Source organism: Streptomyces sp. NPDC051214, assembly GCF_040682375.1.
Lineage (GTDB): Bacteria > Actinomycetota > Actinomycetes > Streptomycetales > Streptomycetaceae > Streptomyces.
This window is the reverse complement of sequence record NZ_JBFBAT010000004.1, coordinates 32,770-49,517: the sequence shown is the minus strand read 5'-3', so window position 1 is coordinate 49,517 and position 16,748 is coordinate 32,770. Positions and strand designations below refer to the sequence as shown.

The following is a 16,748-nucleotide window of genomic DNA, read 5'->3' as shown; positions in this document are numbered from 1 at the left end:
GCCGGCGTGCCGAAGGCGCCTTCCGTCCGGTTACCTCCCACCGGACGGAAGGCGCTGTTCCATGGGCTCAGGCGTGAATCCGCCGATGGTACTGTCGCGGTGCAAATGCCCTTCTTGAGTGTGGAAATGGGACGTACATGACCGAGCAGCGGCAGCCCTGGCTGAAGCGGCCGTCCTCCCTGGTCCTGCTGGTCGGCGCGGCGCTGCTCGCGGTCTGGATGGGGACGGTCATCGTCTCGATCGTGCACGAGGAGCCGGAGGGGGAAGCCTCGCTGGACGGCCTGCGCTCCGCCGTGCAACAGGCCCTGACCGACCGGGACGACGGCGAGTTCGGCCGGCTCGTCGACCCCGACAGCGCGGGCGACGACTACGCCAAGAACTACGTGGCCCGGCTCGGCGACGCGGACCCGCGACGCATCCGCGCCACCGTGGCCAAGGGCGGCGGCGACCCGGTGGTCACCGTCACCGCCGACGCCGGGACCAAGGGCACGGTGTGCACCACGTGGGCCGCCGTCCGCAGCGACGACCGCTGGGTCCTCGACGCGGCGCCGCCCGTCGGGCGCGAGAAGAGGTGCGGCGCGGCGGGCTGACGCTCACACCTGCCGGACTGACGCTCACACCCGCCGAGCTGACGTTCACACCCGCCGGGCCCGCGCCCACCAGGCCGGGCTGTGCACCAACCCGTGGGCGTCGGCGCCGCCGTCGGGGCTGAAGCGGCTGAGGTAGATCTCCCGCAGTTCCTCGGACGGCACGCAGCCGAGCAGCGTGCCCCGGCGCAGCTCGCAGGTCTCCCAGCCCTCCGCCCTCAGGGAGCCGCGCAGCTCCGTGGCGGTGATGCGGAAGAGGCCGGGGTTCGCGCGCGGCAGCGCGTCCGAGAAGCACAGCAGGTGCAGATGGGCGCCGGGAGCGGTGGCTTGGTGCAGCGCGCGCAGATAGCGGGGCCGTTCCTCGTGGTCCAGGCAGTGGAACAGGGCGCTGTCGACGACGGTGTCGAACCGGCCGTCGTGGCCCGTGAGTCCGGTGAGGTCGGCCACGGTGAACGTGACGCCAGGAACGCGCCCCCGCACGCGGTCCCGCGCCCGGCCGATCGCCTCGGGCGAGGAGTCGATGCCGGTGACCCTGTGCCCCCGCGAGGCGAGGAACGCGGCGTTCTGGCCGAAGCCGCAGCCCGCGTCGAGCACTTCGCCGCGGATGGTGCCCTCGCGGTCCCATTCGACGACGGCGGGCTGCACCTCGCCGATGTCCCACGGGGCGCGTTCTCCGCCGCTCTCCGGGGGTGCGCACAGGAGCTCGCCCTGCCGGAAGGAGCCGCCCGGCGCGGCCCGCGGAGGCCGTACGTCTGCGGAGAGCTGCTTGCTGTCGACCATGGCGCATTCCTCCATGCCTCGGGCCGTCCGGCCGAGCCGACCTGCGTCCGCCGTCAGCCTAGACACGGCCACCGGCGGCTCTCCAGGCGTACGGGCGCTTCTAGGGGGTGCTGTTCCGGCCCCCTACCGGGCCCGGCCCGACCCGTACGGCGGGCGTGATCGCGGCCCGGAGATCTCGTTACTGTGGGCCCATGAACCCGATCCGCGTGCTTCTCGTCGACGACGACCCGCTGGTCCGTGCCGGTCTGTCCTTCATGATGGGCGGCGCGGACGACATCGAGATCGTCGGCGAGGCCGCGGACGGCTCCCAGGTGGCTCCGCTGGTCGGCGAGCTCCGCCCCGACGTCGTCCTGATGGACATCCGCATGCCGACGATGGACGGACTCGCGGCGACGGAGGCCCTGCGCAAGCGCCCCGACGCACCCGAGGTCATCGTTCTCACCACCTTCCACGCCGATGAACAGGTGCTGCGGGCCCTGCGGGCGGGAGCGGCCGGGTTCGTCCTCAAGGACACCCCGCCCGCCGAGATCGTCGCGGCGGTACGGGCGGTCGCGGCGGGGGAGCCGGTGCTCTCCCCCACGGTGACGCAGCAGCTGATCACCCGGGTGACGGGCGTGGACCCCCAACAGGGCCGCCGTGAGCGGGCGTTGGCCCGCCTGGCCCTGCTGGGGGAGCGGGAGCGGGAGGTCGCGGTCGCGGTGGGCCGGGGCGCGTCCAACGCGGACATCGCGACGGAACTCTTCCTGAGCGTGGCCACGGTCAAGGCCCACGTCTCCCGCATCCTGACGAAGCTGGACCTCAACAACCGGGTGCAGATCGCGCTGTTGGCCCATGACGCGGGGCTGCTCGACGAGGTGGAGTAGCGCCGTGCGGCCGGGGACCGCCGCAGGGGATCAGCTCCCGTCGATCTCCGTCATCCGCACCGACCGCCGTTCCCTGCGCGACAGTTCGCACGCCTCGGCCACGCGAAGGGCCTGCAGTGCCTCACGGCCGTCGCACGGGTTGGCCCGTTCGCCGCGGACCACGTCGACGAACGCCGCGAGCTCCGCCTCGTAGGCGGGCGTGAAGCGTTCGAGGAAGCCGGGCCACGGCTTCTCGGGGGGCGGCGGGCCCGAGGGTTCCACGGATGACAGGGGAGTGCGGTCGTCGAAGCCGACCGCGATCTGGTCCTCCTCACCGGCCAGTTCCATGCGTACGTCGTAGCCCGCGCCGTTGCACCGCGTGGCCGTCGCCGTGGCGAGCGTGCCGTCGTCCAGGGTGAGGACCGCCGCCGCCGTGTCGACATCGCCCGCGTCGCGGAACATGGAGGGGCCGGCGTCCGACCCGGTCGCGTACACCTCCGTCACCTCGCGGCCCGTGACCCACCGCAGCATGTCGAAGTCATGGACCAGGCAGTCGCGGTAGAGCCCGCCGGAGAGCGGGAGATACGCGGCCGGCGGCGGCGCCGGATCGGAGGTCATCGCCCGGACGGTGTGCAGCCGCCCGAGCCGCCCCGACCGCACGGCCTCGCGCGCCGCCGCGTACCCCGCGTCGAACCGCCGCTGGAAGCCCAGTTGGAGCACCGTGCCCGCGGTCTCGACCTCCCGGAGCGCGGCGAGCGTCCCGGGCAGATCGAGGGCGATGGGCTTCTCGCAGAAGACCGGAAGGCCCGCCCGTGCCGCCTTGCCGATCAGCTCGGCGTGCGCGGAGGTCGCCGCGGTGATCACCACGGCGTCCACGGCCGCTGTCCGGCCGCTGCCCGTGAAGACGTCGTCCACCGAGGGCACGGAGGCCGCGCCGATCCGTGCGGCGAGCCCGGCGGCGCGCCCGGCGTCGGCGTCGGCGACGACCAAGGCGTCCACCTCCGGATGCCGCTGCAGAGCCGCAGAGTGAAATGTGCCGATACGACCCGTTCCGATCAGTCCGATGCGCATGGACCAACCCTCGCGACGCCCCGCGATCCTGTCAATCCTTTGTCCGGACAACAGAACTTCAGAACTTCCCGTCATCATTCCCTGCGACTACGCTCGCCACGTGCCCAAATCTGCCGACAAACCAGCCGTGGACCCGACCGTCTCGCTCCAGCTCGGCGTCGACCGCAGCAGCCCGGTCCCGCTGTACTTCCAGCTGTCCCAGCAGCTGGAGGCGGCGATCGAGCGCGGTGCCCTGACCCCGGGCACCCTGCTCGGCAACGAGATAGAACTGGCCGGACGCCTCGGGCTCTCCCGGCCGACCGTCCGTCAGGCCATCCAGTCCCTCGTCGACAAAGGGCTGCTCGTCCGCCGCAGGGGCGTGGGCACCCAGGTGGTGCACAGCCAGGTCAAACGCCCGCTGGAGCTCAGCAGCCTCTACGACGACCTGGAGGCGGCGGGTCAGCGCCCCGAGACCCGCGTCCTGCGCAACACCGTCGAGCCCGCGTCCGCCGAGGTCGCGGCGCGGCTCGGCATCGCGGAAGGCGACGACGTCCACCTCGTCGAGCGGCTGCGTCTGGCCCACGGCGAGCCCATGGCGTGCCTGCGCAACCACATCCCGTCCGGGCTCCTCGCCCTGGACACCGCGCACCTGGAGGCGACCGGCCTCTACCGCCTGATGCGGGCGGCGGGCATCACCCTGCACAGCGCGCGCCAGTCCGTGGGGGCCCGCGCCGCCACCGCCGACGAGGGCGAACGGCTCGGCGAACCCGCGGGGGCCCCGCTGCTCACGATGCAGCGCACGACCTTCGACGACACCGGCCGCGCGGTCGAGTTCGGCTCGCACATCTACCGGGCCTCGCGCTACTCCTTCGAGTTCCAGCTCCTCGTACGCCCATGAGGCGCCGGACACACGTCGGCGGGGCCGCGGTGCAGGTGCACCGCGGCCCCGCCGCAAGGAAGGTCACGCGCCGGATGACTTCTCGGCTGCCTCGGTCTCGGTGGAGGCGCCGGCCGTGGTGAGCGTGCCGCCCGCCGTCTCCAGGTGGGCCCGGACGAACCACTGGAACTGCTCGAGGGCCCGCAGCTGCTCGATCAGCAGATCCTCGGTGGCCGGGTCGATCTCGCCGACCTTCTTGATGGCCGCGCGCACGTCCTGGATGACGCCGGTGTAGACGAGGTCCAGGGCGCCGAGGTGGGCGATGGCATCGGCGCGGCCCACGCTGTAGTCCTCCCACGTGCGCTCCTTGACCAGGGCGCCGGGGGTGCCATGCGCGATGCCGCCCAGGGCGGCCAGCCGCTCGGCCGTGTCGTCGGCCAGGTCACGGACCCGGTCGACCTGCGGGTCGAGCATCTGGTGCACGGCGATGAAGTGCGGGCCGACCACGTTCCAGTGCACGTGCTTCAACGTGAGGTGGAGATCGTTGAGCGCGTGCAGGCGCTGCTGCAGCAGCTCGATGACCGTGCCGGCCTCCCGCACCGTGATGCCAGGGACGGTGTACTTGGGGGTGGCCTCGGAAGTCAACGGAGTGCCTCCTGTCTCGTAGATTCTGTACGGGTTTGTGTCCTGTACGGGCTTATGTCCACCTGGTGCCCCCGGCGGACGCCGCTACACCCGCACCTGCCCGGAAGGTCGGAACGAGGGGTCGACGAGGGATCAGTCGTTGGTCATCAGCCCGGCGCGGAGCTTGTTCACGACGCGGGTGATCAGCCGGGAGACGTGCATCTGCGAGTAACCGAGCTCGTCGGCGATCTGCTGCTGGGTCTGCTCCTCGACGAAGCGCAGATGGATGAGCGTGCGGTCCCGCTCGTCGAGATCCGCGATCAGCGGGGCGAGGGAGTGGAAGTTCTCGACGAGCTCGAAGGACCGCTCGTCGACCCCGATGAAGTCGGCGAGCATCGTGTCGGACTCGTCGTCGGCGCCGTTGACCGCGGCGTTCAGGGAGATGGCGTTGTAGCCGTTGGAGGCCTTCTGCGCCTCGGCGACCTCCGAGGGCTTGAGCTGCATCAGTTCCGCCAGCTCGGCCGTGGTGGGCAGGCGGCCCAGGCGGGTGCGCAACTCCTCGGTGGCCTTGGACAGTTCGAGACGGGCCTCCTGAAGGCGGCGCGGCACGTGCACGGCCCAGGAGGTGTCGCGGAAGAACCGCTTGATCTCACCGGTGATGTAAGGGACGGCGAAGGAGGTGAACTCGACTTCGCGGGTCAGCTCGAAGCGGTCGATCGCCTTGATCAGGCCGATGGTGCCGACCTGGATGATGTCTTCCATCTCCTGCTGGCCCCGGTGCTTGAACCGGGAGGCCGCGTAGTGCACGAGGGAGAGGTTCATCTCGATCAGGACGTTGCGCACGTACTGGTACTCGTGCGTGCCCTCCTCGAGCTGCGTGAGGCGGTCGAAGAAACGCTTGCCGACCTCCCGCGCGTCCCTCGGCGCGATGGAGGAGGGGTCCGTGTACGCGCGTTCAACGAGGTCGTCTCCGGCCGTGGTGACCGGCTCCTGCGTCTGCTCCTGCGCCGCGGTGATCATGCGTTCCGCTCCTTGTTCAGTTCGAAACTTCCTTCGGCGACGGCCCGTGTACCCCACCGATCGCCACCCACACACACGCATTTCCGACTCATTTTTGAAGGGGAGAAGTCTCGCGGTGCGCATGTTTGCCGGGCGGCTGGGCGGTCAACCGGAGTGACAGCACACGTAGTCGATGCCAAGGAGCGTGAGCGGCCATGACCGCCAACGAGAAGGCCAAGGCGAAGACCGAGCAGGTCACCGGTGCCGCGAAGAAAGCCGCCGGGCGCGCCGTGGGCAACGAACGGCTCACCGCCGAAGGCCGGGCCGAGCAGATGAAGGGCGACGCCCGTCAGGCCAAGGAGAAGACGAAGGACATCGGCAAGCACTGATCTCCGGATCGAACACCGCGCTGTTGGGGCGGCCCCGTCTGACGGGGCCGCCCCTTCTGTTGATCCAGGCCCGCCTGATACCAACTGGCCAACGGTCGTAAGAATGTTCTGACAAATCCATTGACGCTGCCGCGCGCCCGCCGCTAGAACTCCCACCAGCCGCACTCGGGCGGCCGGGAGAAGAGGTGGTCCCACCATGCGTAGTCCCACCATGCGTACAGCGCGCACGGCAGCAGCTCTCGTAGCGGTGATCGCGCTCGCGGCCGGGTGCAGCGGCTCCGGCGGCAAGGACGACGAGGACAAGTCGGGTGACGGCGGCGGAGGCGGCAAAGGCGTCGGCACGCCCCGCCTCAAGATCGCGATGGTCACGCACTCCGGCGAGGGCGACACCTTCTGGGACATCGTGCAGAGCGGCGCCAAGCAGGCGGCCCGCAAGGACAACGTCGAGTTCCTCTACTCCAACGACAAGGAGGCCAAGGGGCAGGCCGAGCTCGTCCAGTCGGCCATCGACAAGAAGGTCGACGGCATCGTCGTGACCCTCGCCAAGCCCGAGGCGATGAAGGCGGTCCTCGGCAAGGCCGAGGCCGCCGGGATACCGGTCGTCACGATCAACTCCGGCGGCGAGTTCTCCGCCGGCTTCGGCGCCCTGAGCCACATCGGCCAGGACGAGTCCGTGGCGGGCGAGGCCGTCGGCGACGAGCTGACCGAGCGCGGCAAGAAGAAGGTGCTCTGCGTCATCCACGAACAGGGCAACGTCTCCCTGGAGCAGCGCTGCGCGGGCGTGAAGAAGACCCTCAAGGGGTCGGTCGAGAACCTGAACGTCGAGGGCACCAACGCGCCGAACGCCCAGTCATCCATCAGTGCGAAACTCCAGGCGACCAAGGACATCGACGCGGTGGTCACGCTCGGCGCGCCGATCGCCGCCCTCTCGGTGAAGGCGAAGGAGGACTCCGGCAGCAAGGCCGAGGTCGCCACCTTCGACCTGAACGCCGAGGTCGTCAAGCGCCTCAAGGCCAAGGAGGTCGGCTTCGCCGTCGACCAGCAGCCCTACCTCCAGGGCTACCTCGCCATCGACGAGCTGTGGCTCTACAAGACCAACGCGAACGTCCTGGGCGGCGGCAAGCCCGTCCTCACCGGACCCGCGATCGTCACCGAGAAGGACGTACCGAAGCTCGAGAAGTACACCGCCCGCGGCACCCGATGAACACATGCGTGATCCGCGTGGTCGATACTTGGGCGGCTGGGGCCGGGGATCCGGACCGGCCTCACCGAGGAGCAGAGCTAGAAGGGCACGGCGTCGTGGCAAGGGTTCAGACAGGGGTACGTGCGGTGGGCGCCGTGCTGGTCGCGGTGCTCGGGGTATCCCTCGCGGGGTGCAGCAGCACCGGTGGCAAGCGGGCCGAGGACGCGCGCAAGGCGGCGTCGGCCCAGGGCAAGGCGGCGGTGAGCACGCCGGAGTGGACGTTCGGCATGGTGACCCACTCGGGTGACGGCGACACGTTCTGGGACATCGTCCAGGAGGGCGCCGAAGAGGCGGCCCGCAAGGACAACATCAAGTTCCTGTACTCCCACAACGCCGAGGCCCAGCAGCAGGCCCAGCTGGTGGACTCGTACATCGACAAGAAGGTCGACGGCATCATCGTCAGCCTCGCCAAGCCCGACGCCATGAAGGGCGCCCTGGCCCGCGCGAAGAAGGCCGGCATCCCGGTGATCACCGTGAACTCCGGCTCCGCGGAGTCCAAGGAGTTCGGCGCGCTCACGCACATCGGCCAGGACGAGACGATCGCGGGCGAGGCCGTCGGCGAGGAGCTCAACAAGCGCGGCAAGAAGAAGGCGCTCTGCATCCTGCACGAGCAGGGCAACGTCGGACACGAGCAGCGCTGCGAGGGCGCCAAGAAGACCTTCGACGGCACGATGCAGAACCTGTACGTGACCGGCACGAACATGCCCGACGTGCAGTCCTCCATCGAGGCCAGGCTCCAGTCCGACAAGTCCGTCGACTCGGTGGTCACGCTCGGCGCGCCCTTCGCCGACACCGCGGTCAAGGCCGCCGACAGCGCGGGCAGCAAGGCCGAGGTCGACACCTTCGACCTGAACGAGAAGGTCGCGGCGGGCCTGAAGGACGGCACGCTCGGCTTCGCCGTCGACCAGCAGCCCTACCTCCAGGGCTACGAGGCCGTGGACCTGCTGTGGCTCTACAAGTACAACGACGACGTACTCGGCGGCGGCAAGCCGGTCCTCACCGGACCGCAGATCGTCACCAAGGGCCAGGCCGCCAAGCTGGAGGAATACGCGAAGCGAGGGACCCGATGACAGCCACAGCCCCGGCGCCCGCCTCTTCCCCCGGCTCCCCGGGCACGAAGACGGACGAGCGCCTCCTGAAGGCCTCGCCGCTGAAGAAGCTGATGGGCCGCCCCGAGCTCGGCTCCGTCGTCGGCGCCATCGCCGTCTTCGTCTTCTTCTCGGTCGCCGCCGACAGCTTCCTGCAGGCCACCAGCCTCGCCACGGTGCTGTACGCGGCATCGACCCTCGGCATCATGGCGGTGCCGGTGGCGCTCCTGATGATCGGCGGCGAGTTCGACCTGTCGGCGGGCGTCATGGTGACGACCTCCGCGCTCATCTCGTCGATGTTCAGCTACCAGATGACGGCGAACGTCTGGGTCGGCGTGTTCGTCTCGCTGCTCGTCACCCTCGCGATCGGCGTCTTCAACGGCGTGATGCTGACGCGCACCGACCCGCCGAGCTTCATCATCACGCTCGGCACGTTCCTGATGCTGACCGGCATGAACCTCGGCTTCACCAAGCTGATCAGCGGCACGGTCTCCACGAAGTCGATCGCCGACATGGAGGGCTTCGCCTCCGCCAAGGACGTCTTCGCCTCGACGATCACCATCGGCGGCGTCGACTTCAAGATCACGATCCTCTGGTGGCTCGGCCTGATCGCGGTCGCCACCTGGGTCCTGCTCCGTACCCGCGTCGGCAACTGGATCTTCGCGGTCGGTGGCGGCGAGGAAGCCGCCCGCGCGGTCGGCGTCCCGGTCGCCGCGACGAAGATCGGCCTCTACATGGGCGTCGCCTTCGGCGCCTGGATCTCGGGCCAGCACCTGCTCTTCTCGTACGACGTCGTCCAGTCCGGCGAGGGCGTCGGCAACGAACTGATCTACATCATCGCGGCCGTCATCGGCGGCTGCCTGATCACGGGCGGCTACGGCTCCGCGGTCGGCGCGGCCGTGGGCGCCCTCATCTTCGGCATGGTCAGCAAGGGCATCGTGTTCGCCGAGTGGAACCCGGACTGGTTCAAGTTCTTCCTCGGAGTGATGCTGCTCCTGGCGACCCTGCTCAACCACTGGGTCCGCAAGCGCGCGGAGGCGACGAAGTGACCACCGACACGACCGACGTCACCGACGAGGTGCCGCAGCCCGAGCCGGGCCGCACCCCGCTCGTCGAGCTCGACGACGTCAGTAAGTACTACGGCAACATCCGCGCTCTCGAAGGGGTCTCCCTGGAGGTCCACGCGGGCGAGATCTCCTGCGTCCTCGGCGACAACGGCGCCGGCAAGTCGACCCTCATCAAGATCATCGCGGGTCTGCACCAGCACGACGCCGGGTCCTTCCGGATCGAGGGCGAGGACGCGAAGCTCAGCACGCCGCGCGACGCCCTGAACCACGGCATCGCCACGGTCTACCAGGACCTCGCCGTGGTCCCGCTGATGCCGGTCTGGCGCAACTTCTTCCTCGGCTCCGAGCCGACGAAGGGCGCGGGCCCCTTCAAGCGCCTCGACGTCGACCTCATGCGCGAGACGACCCGCGCGGAGCTCCTTCGCATGGGCATCGACCTGCGCGACGTCGATCAGCCCATCGGCACCCTGTCGGGCGGTGAGCGCCAGTGCGTGGCGATCGCGCGCGCGGTGTACTTCGGCGCGAAGGTCCTCGTCCTGGACGAGCCCACCGCCGCGCTCGGCGTCAAGCAGTCGGGCGTCGTCCTGAAGTACGTCGCCGCGGCGCGGGACGCGGGCCTCGGAGTGGTCTTGATCACCCATAACCCGCACCACGCCTACCTGGTCGGCAACCGCTTCGTCCTCCTCAAGCGCGGCACGATGTTCGGCAGCTATGCGCGGGACGAGGTCACCCTGGACGAACTGACCCGCCAGATGGCGGGCGGCTCCGAACTGGACGACCTCCGCCACGAACTGGAGAAGCGCTGAGCAGCGCCCCTTTAGGGGCGCGGGGAACTGCGCGAGCAACCACAGAAGAGCCGCGGTCGCGTCTGCTCGGTCACCCGGCAGACGCGACTGCGGCTTTTCGCGGGCTGAGCGCGCAGTTCCCCGCGCCCCTGACGGGGCCGAGCCCCGTATCCCCGTCGTGCGCGCCCCCGCGAGAGTGAGGCAGAATCGCCGCAATGAGCACCTACCGCGATCTCGCGCACCGCGGCTCCGCCCGAGCCACCGTCCTGCGGACCGTGGGCACGCGTGAGCGCCGATCACATCTGACGGCGCCCCGTGTGCCCACCGTCGGCATCGACATCGGCGGCACGAAGGTGATGGCGGGCGTCGTCGACGCCGACGGCAACATCCTGGAGACGCTCCGCACGGAGACCCCGGACAAGTCCAAGAGCCCCAAGGTCGTCGAGGACACCATCGTCGAGCTGGTCCTGGACCTCTCCGACCGGCACGACGTGCACGCGGTGGGCATCGGCGCGGCGGGCTGGGTCGACGCGGACCGCAACCGCGTCCTGTTCGCCCCGCACCTGTCCTGGCGCAACGAACCCCTGCGTGACCGCATCTCCGGCCGCCTCGCGGTGCCCGTGCTCGTCGACAACGACGCGAACACCGCCGCCTGGGCGGAATGGCGCTTCGGCGCGGCCCGCGGCGAGGACCACCTGGTCATGATCACGCTCGGCACCGGCATCGGCGGCGCGATCCTGGAGGACGGCCAGGTCAAGCGCGGCAAGTTCGGCGTGGCCGGGGAGTTCGGCCATATGCAGGTCGTTCCCGGCGGCCACCGCTGCCCGTGCGGCAACCGCGGCTGCTGGGAGCAGTACAGCTCCGGAAACGCGCTGGTCAGGGAGGCGCGCGAGCTCGCCGCCGCCGACTCCCCGGTCGCGTACGGGATCATCGAGCGGGTCAAGGGCAACATCCCCGACATCACGGGCCCCCTGATCACGGAGCTGGCCCGCGACGGCGACGCGATGTGCGTCGAGCTCCTCCAGGACATCGGCCAGTGGCTCGGCGTCGGCATCGCGAACCTCGCGGCGGCGCTCGACCCGTCCTGCTTCGTGATCGGCGGCGGCGTGTCGGCCGCCGACGACCTGCTGATCGGTCCGGCGCGCGACGCCTTCCGCCGCCAGCTGACCGGCCGCGGCTACCGCCCCGAGGCCCGTATCGCCCGCGCCCAGCTGGGCCCCGAGGCGGGCATGGTGGGCGCCGCCGACCTGGCCCGTCTGGTGGCCCGCCGCTTCCGCCGCGCCAACCGCCGCCGGGTGGAGCGCCACGAACGGTACGAGCGGTACGTGGAAGCGCGCCGCACCAACGACCGCACCTCTCAGGGAACCCAGTAAACAGATGACCGTCCCCCGCCAGCCCTCGTCCCCGGACTCCGCGGACTCCCCGGACACCGCCGACGAGGGTGGCCGCCCCCGCGAGGGCCGCCGCCACATGCTCCGCCGCCGCTGGCTGACGGCCACGATCATCGTGCTCCTGATCGGTGTGCCCGCCGGCTATCTGGTGATCTCCGCGAACCAGAGCCGCAACAGCGGCCGCGACAAGGAGGCCAAGTACTCCGCGACGGGCCTCACCGCGGGCTGGCCCTCCAAGGTGCAGCGCCGTCTGTACGACGTGCCGATCCCGTACTACTCCCGGGAAGTCGCCTACTACGAGACGAACAACTGGCGCACCAGCCGCCTGTACGCCCAGTTCCTGACGAGCAACGAGGGCCTGGACAAGTTCCTCGAGCAGATCGGCACGAGCACCAAGGCGCTGGAGAAGAACGACATCACCATCAGCAGGCGCGACCGCAACGTGGTCGGCTGGGAGTTCACCGACCCGGGTCCCTGGCTGGGCCTGACCCATGTGCAGAAGGACCCGGTGCCGACCCTGGACGTGGTGGTGAACCGCGTCAACGCGGAGCACCCGATGGTCTATGTAGTGTCTACGACAACCCCGTAACTGGCGTGTTTCATCGGTGAGTTGCCCGAGGGGCGGCTCGTACGATGGCGCCCATGATCTCCAGAGAGACGTCCGAAGGGGCATCCGAGGCGGAGTACGACAGACGTCGGCGCGCCCAGTGGCTCGCGGGGGAGGCGCGCGCGGCCGGGGTGGCACGCAGGGACATGATGCGGCTGCTCGCGGCGGCGGGGGCCGCGGCGACGCTGCCGGTGGCGCTGGGCGCACCCCGCGCTCGGGCGGCCGAGGGCGCTGTCGCGGCCGGCATCGTGAAACCGCTGCCCGCGGACCGCTTCACGATCCGCGGCACGAACGCGGAGACGAAGTTCGAGGCGCTGGCCGACACGGGCTTCCACACCCCCGCATCGCACTTCTTCGTGCGCAACCACACGGCGACGCCACGCCTGGACGCCAAGACGTGGAGCCTGCGGATCTGGGGCGACGGCCTACGGGGCGGCAGGACCACAGAGTTCACGCTCGCGGACCTCAAACGCCTCCCGTCGACGACCCGCACCGCCTTCGTCGAATGCGCGGGCAACGGCAGAAGCTTCTTCACCACCCAGCAGGGCCAACCTGCCTCCGGCACGGCCTGGACCCTGGGAGCGATCGGCAACGCGCGCTGGCGCGGCGTCCGCCTCTCCGAGGTCCTGCGCCGGGCAGGTGTCTCCCGCCATGCGGTGGACGTGATGCCGAGCGGCCTCGACGCGGAGTACGTCACGGACGACGGCACGAACCTGGGCCGGGTCCGCCGCCCGCTGCCGCTCGCCAAGGCGTCGGACGACGTGATCCTGGCGTACGAGATGAACGGCGCCCCGCTCCCCGCGGACCACGGCTACCCGGTGCGGGTCCTGGTCCCGGCGTGGGTGGGCATCGCGTCGATCAAATGGGTGGGCGACATCGAGGTCTCGGCCACCCCTCTCTACTCGCCCTGGAACACCCAGTTCTACCGCCTGTTCGGCGAGACCTACCCCCCGGAGGGCAGCGCCCCGCTCACCCACCAAACCCTGAAGTCCGCCTTCGAACTCCCGTGGAACGCAAGCCTCCCGGCGTCCACGACCCACCACCTCACCGGCCGCTCATGGTCGGCGAACGGCGCGATCACCCGCGTGGACATCAGCACGGACGAGGGCCGCACCTGGCACAAGGCCCACCTCAAGGACACCCCTCACCGCGCCACCTGGACCCGCTGGACCACCCCCTGGCACCCCAAAACCCCGGGCCCGACCACACTCCTGGCCCGCGCCACGGACACCACGACCCACACCCAGCCACCATCGACGCCGCACAACACACAGGGCTACTTGTTCGACGCGGTGGTGCGGCATGCGGTGAGGGTGGTGTGAGCCTTTAGCCGGCCCCGACCCCCTCATACACAGCCGCCGCCACCCCCAAGTCCTCCCAGGCCATCCCCGCGGACTTGAACAGGCGCGGGCGTTCCGCGGGGATCTGTACCTCGCCCCGTACCAACTCGCCCAGTGTGCGCAGGGTTTTCACGTCGAAGGCGCCCGTGGCCGTTGCCAGGACGATGTCGCCGCATTCCCGCAGGGCGACCTCGTGGGACTCCGCCACCACCAGGGCGCGGGCCGGGAGTTTCTCGTCGACCTCGCGTGCGTCCGGTTCGTGGGAGCCCACCGCGGCCACCGTCGCGTGGGGCGGGAGCAGTGTGCTGTCGAAGAGGGGTTCGCGGGACGTCGTGCAGCAGCAGACCACGTCGGCGGTCGCGACGTCCGCCGGAGTCGCGGGCGCCGCCGAGAGGCCCGCCTCGCGGCATCGGTCGACGAAGGCCGCCACGCGCTCGGGGGTGCGCGCCACGACGTCCACGTGGGTCAGCGTCGGGCGTACCGCGCGCACCGCCTCCACATGGCCCCAGGCCTGCGGGCCGGTGCCGAAGACCAGGAGGCGGCGGGCATCCGGGACCGCCAGGTGCTTGATCGCCGCTCCCGACACCGCGGGGGTCCGCAGGGCAGTGAGCGCGATGCCGTCGAGGAGGGCCAGGGGCGTGTGGGTCGTGCCGTCCAGGAGGAGGTACAGGCCCTGGACGCGAGGGAGAGCGCGGGCCGTGTTCTCCGGGGTGACCGTGGCGATCTTCACCCCGGTGTACGCCCGCGTGGAGGACGGCATCAGGAGGAGCTGGCCGCCGGGGACGTCCACCACGCCGCGCGGCGGCTCCGCCTCCGGGTCAAGGCCCGCCTTGAGCACGGCTTCCACCGCCTCGATCGCCGCGGACATCGGGACGCACCGGGCCATCGCATCGGCGTCGATGTAGGGCGGGGCCTCACTCATCGCTGGTTCCTTTCGGGGACGGGCAGTTCAGGAGCATCTGCTTGTATCTGCTCGCATTTGTCGCGCGCAATCCCTTGACGCAGACAGCTGTCCCGGGGAGAGCTTGTGCACCCTCTTACTCACGCGTCAGCTCCGCCCGTTAGCGTAGAGCGGTGAGCGAGACGACTACCCCTGCCCTCCAGTACCGCTTCGACGGCCCCGAAGACGCCCCCGTGCTGATCCTCGGACCCTCGCTCGGCACCACCTGGCACATGTGGGACCGGCAGGTGCCCGAGCTGGTCAAGCAGTGGCGTGTGTTCCGCTTCGACATGCCCGGACACGGGGGCGCCCCCGCGCACCCCTGCGGCTCCGTCGGCGACCTCGTGCAGCGGCTGCTCGTCACGCTCGACGAGGTCGGCGTGCAGCGCTTCGGGTACGCCGGCTGCGCCTTCGGCGGCGCGATAGGGGCCGAGCTCGCCCTGCGGCACCCGCAGCGCGTCGCCTCCCTGGCGCTGATCTCCGCCTCGCCCCGCTTCGGCAGCGCCGACGAGTTCCGCCAGCGCGGAGTGATCGTGCGGAGCAACGGCCTCGACCCCATCGCGCGCACGTCCCCCGAGCGCTGGTTCACGCCCGGCTTCGCCGCCGCGCAGCCCGCCATCACCGACTGGGCCGTACAGATGGTGCGGACGACCGACCCGGGCTGCTACATCGCCGCCTGCGAGGCCCTCGCCGCCTTCGACGTACGCGCCGAGCTGGGCCGGATAGGAGTGCCCACCCTCGTCCTGGTCGGGTCCGAGGACCAGGTCACCGGGCAGGGCGAGGCCCGTACCCTCGTCGCCGGCATCCCGGACTCCCGCCTCGCCGTGGTGCCGGGAGCCTCGCACCTCGCCCCCGTCGAGCAGCCCGCCGCCGTCACCGACCTTCTCGTACGCCACTTCTCCACCGCCTGGCAGCTCGCGCCCGACGCCACCGGGACGCACGCGGCGATCAGCGCGACGCCGGTCAAGCCGGTGCTCGCCCCGCCGCCGCCCGTCTTCCCGGTGGCCGAGATCGGGCCCATGGAGCAGCCGGAAGCCGTGGACGACGGACGCCCCGACCTCTACGAAGCGGGGATCAAGGTCCGCCGCGAGGTGCTCGGTGACGCGCACGTCGACCGCGCCCTCGCCGCGGCCGACGACTTCTCCACGGACTTCCAGGAGCTCATCACGCGCTACGCGTGGGGCGAGGTCTGGAACCGCCCCGGCCTCGACCGGCGCTCCCGCAGCTGCGTCACCCTGACCGCGCTCGTCGCGGGCGGCCACCTGGACGAGCTGGCCTTCCACACCCGCGCCGCCCTGCGCAACGGCCTCACCGCGCAGGAGATCAAGGAAGTGCTTCTCCAGGCGGCCGTCTACTGCGGTGTCCCCGCGGCGAACTCCGCCTTCAAGGTCGCCCAGGCCGTGATCCGCGAGGAAACCACGCCCCAGGAGTGAGGCGTAGCAGGATGGGGTGATGACGACTGCCGCGAAGCGCACCAAGCTCACGAAGAAGACGCACGCCTGTGTCCGCCTGGAGCGGGACGGCCGGAGTCTGGTCATCGACCCGGGCGGCTTCAGCGAACAGGACGCGGCGCTCGGCGCCGACGCGATCCTGGTCACGCACGAGCACCCCGACCACTTCAACGAGGAGCGGCTGCGGGCCGGCCTCGAGGCCAACCCCGCAGCCGAGATCTGGACCCTGCGCTCGGTCGCCGAGAAGATCTCGGCGGCCTTCCCGGGGCGGGTGCACACCGTCGGGCACGGCGACACCTTCGAGGCCGCCGGATTCGACGTACAGGTGCACGGCGAGCTGCACGCCGTGATCCACCCGGACATCCCGCGGATCACCAACGTCGGCTACCTGGTGGACGGTTCGGTCTTCCACCCGGGCGACGCCCTGACCGTCCCCGAGCAGCCGGTCGAGACGCTGATGCTGCCGGTGATGGCTCCCTGGAGCAAGATCTCCGAGGTCATCGACTACGTACGCGAGGTCAAGCCGCAGCGCGCCTACGACGTCCACGACGCCCTGCTCACGGACCTGGCCCGGCCGATCTACGACGCGCAGATCGGGTCCCTCGGCGGCGCGGAGCACCTGCGGCTCACGCCGGGGGAGTCCGCCGAGCTGTGACCGGGTGACAGAGCGACCGGGTGACCGGCGGGC

The 16,748-nt window shown here is 70.6% G+C and carries 18 protein-coding genes; 13 read left to right on the top strand and 5 right to left on the bottom strand.

Going from position 1 to position 16,748, the window contains the following annotated elements; all coding sequences use genetic code 11:
• Positions 1-137: 137 nt before the first annotated feature.
• Positions 138-590 (top strand): hypothetical protein, encoded by a 453-nt coding sequence (locus AB0M70_RS11420; RefSeq protein ID WP_365818896.1) that lies wholly within the window; start codon positions 138-140, stop codon positions 588-590.
• Between the two features lie 45 nt (positions 591-635).
• Here the strand turns inward: AB0M70_RS11420 and AB0M70_RS11415 are convergent, their stop codons facing one another.
• Complete coding sequence (locus AB0M70_RS11415; protein WP_365818894.1) at positions 636-1,367, bottom strand: class I SAM-dependent methyltransferase; 732 nt, start codon at positions 1,365-1,367, stop codon at positions 636-638.
• 191 nt (positions 1,368-1,558) lie between these two features.
• On the opposite strand from AB0M70_RS11415, the gene AB0M70_RS11410 reads away from it, so the two are divergent.
• Positions 1,559-2,230, top strand: a complete 672-nt coding sequence (locus tag AB0M70_RS11410; protein ID WP_365818892.1) for a response regulator transcription factor — start codon at positions 1,559-1,561, stop codon at positions 2,228-2,230.
• Positions 2,231-2,260: 30 nt separating this feature from the next.
• On the opposite strand, the gene AB0M70_RS11405 is transcribed toward AB0M70_RS11410, so the two are convergent.
• Positions 2,261-3,280 carry a Gfo/Idh/MocA family oxidoreductase gene (locus AB0M70_RS11405; protein WP_365818890.1) on the bottom strand — a complete coding sequence of 340 codons (1,020 nt, stop codon included), beginning with the start codon at positions 3,278-3,280 and terminating at the stop codon, positions 2,261-2,263.
• A gap of 127 nt (positions 3,281-3,407) precedes the next feature.
• Between AB0M70_RS11405 and AB0M70_RS11400 the strand changes: the two genes are divergently transcribed.
• The gene (locus AB0M70_RS11400) at positions 3,408-4,157 is read left to right on the top strand and encodes a GntR family transcriptional regulator (RefSeq protein ID WP_365819779.1); all 750 of its coding nucleotides are present in this window, start codon (positions 3,408-3,410) and stop codon (positions 4,155-4,157) included.
• Between the two features lie 63 nt (positions 4,158-4,220).
• Here the strand turns inward: AB0M70_RS11400 and dps are convergent, their stop codons facing one another.
• Both dps and AB0M70_RS11390 read right to left on the bottom strand, forming a co-directional pair.
• Positions 4,221-4,781, bottom strand: a complete 561-nt coding sequence (gene dps / locus AB0M70_RS11395) for a DNA starvation/stationary phase protection protein Dps (RefSeq protein WP_365818888.1) — start codon at positions 4,779-4,781, stop codon at positions 4,221-4,223.
• A gap of 132 nt (positions 4,782-4,913) precedes the next feature.
• Positions 4,914-5,780 carry a SigB/SigF/SigG family RNA polymerase sigma factor gene (locus AB0M70_RS11390; RefSeq protein ID WP_365818886.1) on the bottom strand — a complete coding sequence of 289 codons (867 nt, stop codon included), beginning with the start codon at positions 5,778-5,780 and terminating at the stop codon, positions 4,914-4,916.
• Positions 5,781-5,974: 194 nt separating this feature from the next.
• Here AB0M70_RS11390 and AB0M70_RS11385 point away from each other — a divergent pair, with 194 nt between their 5' ends.
• From AB0M70_RS11385 to AB0M70_RS11350, 8 genes are all read left to right on the top strand, one after another.
• Complete coding sequence (locus AB0M70_RS11385) at positions 5,975-6,148, top strand: CsbD family protein (protein WP_365818884.1); 174 nt, start codon at positions 5,975-5,977, stop codon at positions 6,146-6,148.
• Positions 6,149-6,359: 211 nt separating this feature from the next.
• Positions 6,360-7,352, top strand: a complete 993-nt coding sequence (locus AB0M70_RS11380; RefSeq protein WP_365819777.1) for a sugar ABC transporter substrate-binding protein — start codon at positions 6,360-6,362, stop codon at positions 7,350-7,352.
• A gap of 95 nt (positions 7,353-7,447) precedes the next feature.
• Positions 7,448-8,461: a sugar ABC transporter substrate-binding protein gene (locus AB0M70_RS11375; protein ID WP_365818882.1), complete on the top strand. Its 1,014-nt coding sequence runs from the start codon at positions 7,448-7,450 to the stop codon at positions 8,459-8,461.
• The gene (locus AB0M70_RS11370; protein WP_365818880.1) at positions 8,458-9,528 is read left to right on the top strand and encodes an ABC transporter permease; all 1,071 of its coding nucleotides are present in this window, start codon (positions 8,458-8,460) and stop codon (positions 9,526-9,528) included. The genes AB0M70_RS11375 and AB0M70_RS11370 overlap by 4 nt, the downstream gene beginning before the upstream one ends.
• Positions 9,525-10,352 carry an ATP-binding cassette domain-containing protein gene (locus AB0M70_RS11365; protein ID WP_365818878.1) on the top strand — a complete coding sequence of 276 codons (828 nt, stop codon included), beginning with the start codon at positions 9,525-9,527 and terminating at the stop codon, positions 10,350-10,352. The genes AB0M70_RS11370 and AB0M70_RS11365 overlap by 4 nt, the downstream gene beginning before the upstream one ends.
• A gap of 194 nt (positions 10,353-10,546) precedes the next feature.
• Positions 10,547-11,704: an ROK family glucokinase gene (locus AB0M70_RS11360; RefSeq protein WP_160508012.1), complete on the top strand. Its 1,158-nt coding sequence runs from the start codon at positions 10,547-10,549 to the stop codon at positions 11,702-11,704.
• Between the two features lie 4 nt (positions 11,705-11,708).
• Positions 11,709-12,311 carry a sugar kinase gene (locus AB0M70_RS11355; RefSeq protein WP_365818876.1) on the top strand — a complete coding sequence of 201 codons (603 nt, stop codon included), beginning with the start codon at positions 11,709-11,711 and terminating at the stop codon, positions 12,309-12,311.
• Between the two features lie 53 nt (positions 12,312-12,364).
• The gene (locus AB0M70_RS11350) at positions 12,365-13,651 is read left to right on the top strand and encodes a sulfite oxidase (RefSeq protein ID WP_365818874.1); all 1,287 of its coding nucleotides are present in this window, start codon (positions 12,365-12,367) and stop codon (positions 13,649-13,651) included.
• Between the two features lie 4 nt (positions 13,652-13,655).
• On the opposite strand, the gene AB0M70_RS11345 is transcribed toward AB0M70_RS11350, so the two are convergent.
• Positions 13,656-14,591, bottom strand: a complete 936-nt coding sequence (locus tag AB0M70_RS11345; RefSeq protein WP_365818872.1) for an ornithine cyclodeaminase family protein — start codon at positions 14,589-14,591, stop codon at positions 13,656-13,658.
• A 152-nt stretch (positions 14,592-14,743) separates the two neighbouring features.
• Here AB0M70_RS11345 and pcaC point away from each other — a divergent pair, with 152 nt between their 5' ends.
• Together pcaC and AB0M70_RS11335 are read left to right on the top strand one after the other, a co-directional pair.
• Positions 14,744-16,042, top strand: a complete 1,299-nt coding sequence (gene pcaC / locus AB0M70_RS11340) for a 4-carboxymuconolactone decarboxylase (protein ID WP_365818870.1) — start codon at positions 14,744-14,746, stop codon at positions 16,040-16,042.
• A gap of 19 nt (positions 16,043-16,061) precedes the next feature.
• Entirely contained in the window at positions 16,062-16,715 is a 654-nt protein-coding gene (locus AB0M70_RS11335) for an MBL fold metallo-hydrolase (RefSeq protein ID WP_365818868.1), read from the top strand.
• The last annotated feature ends 33 nt before the right edge of the window (positions 16,716-16,748 follow it).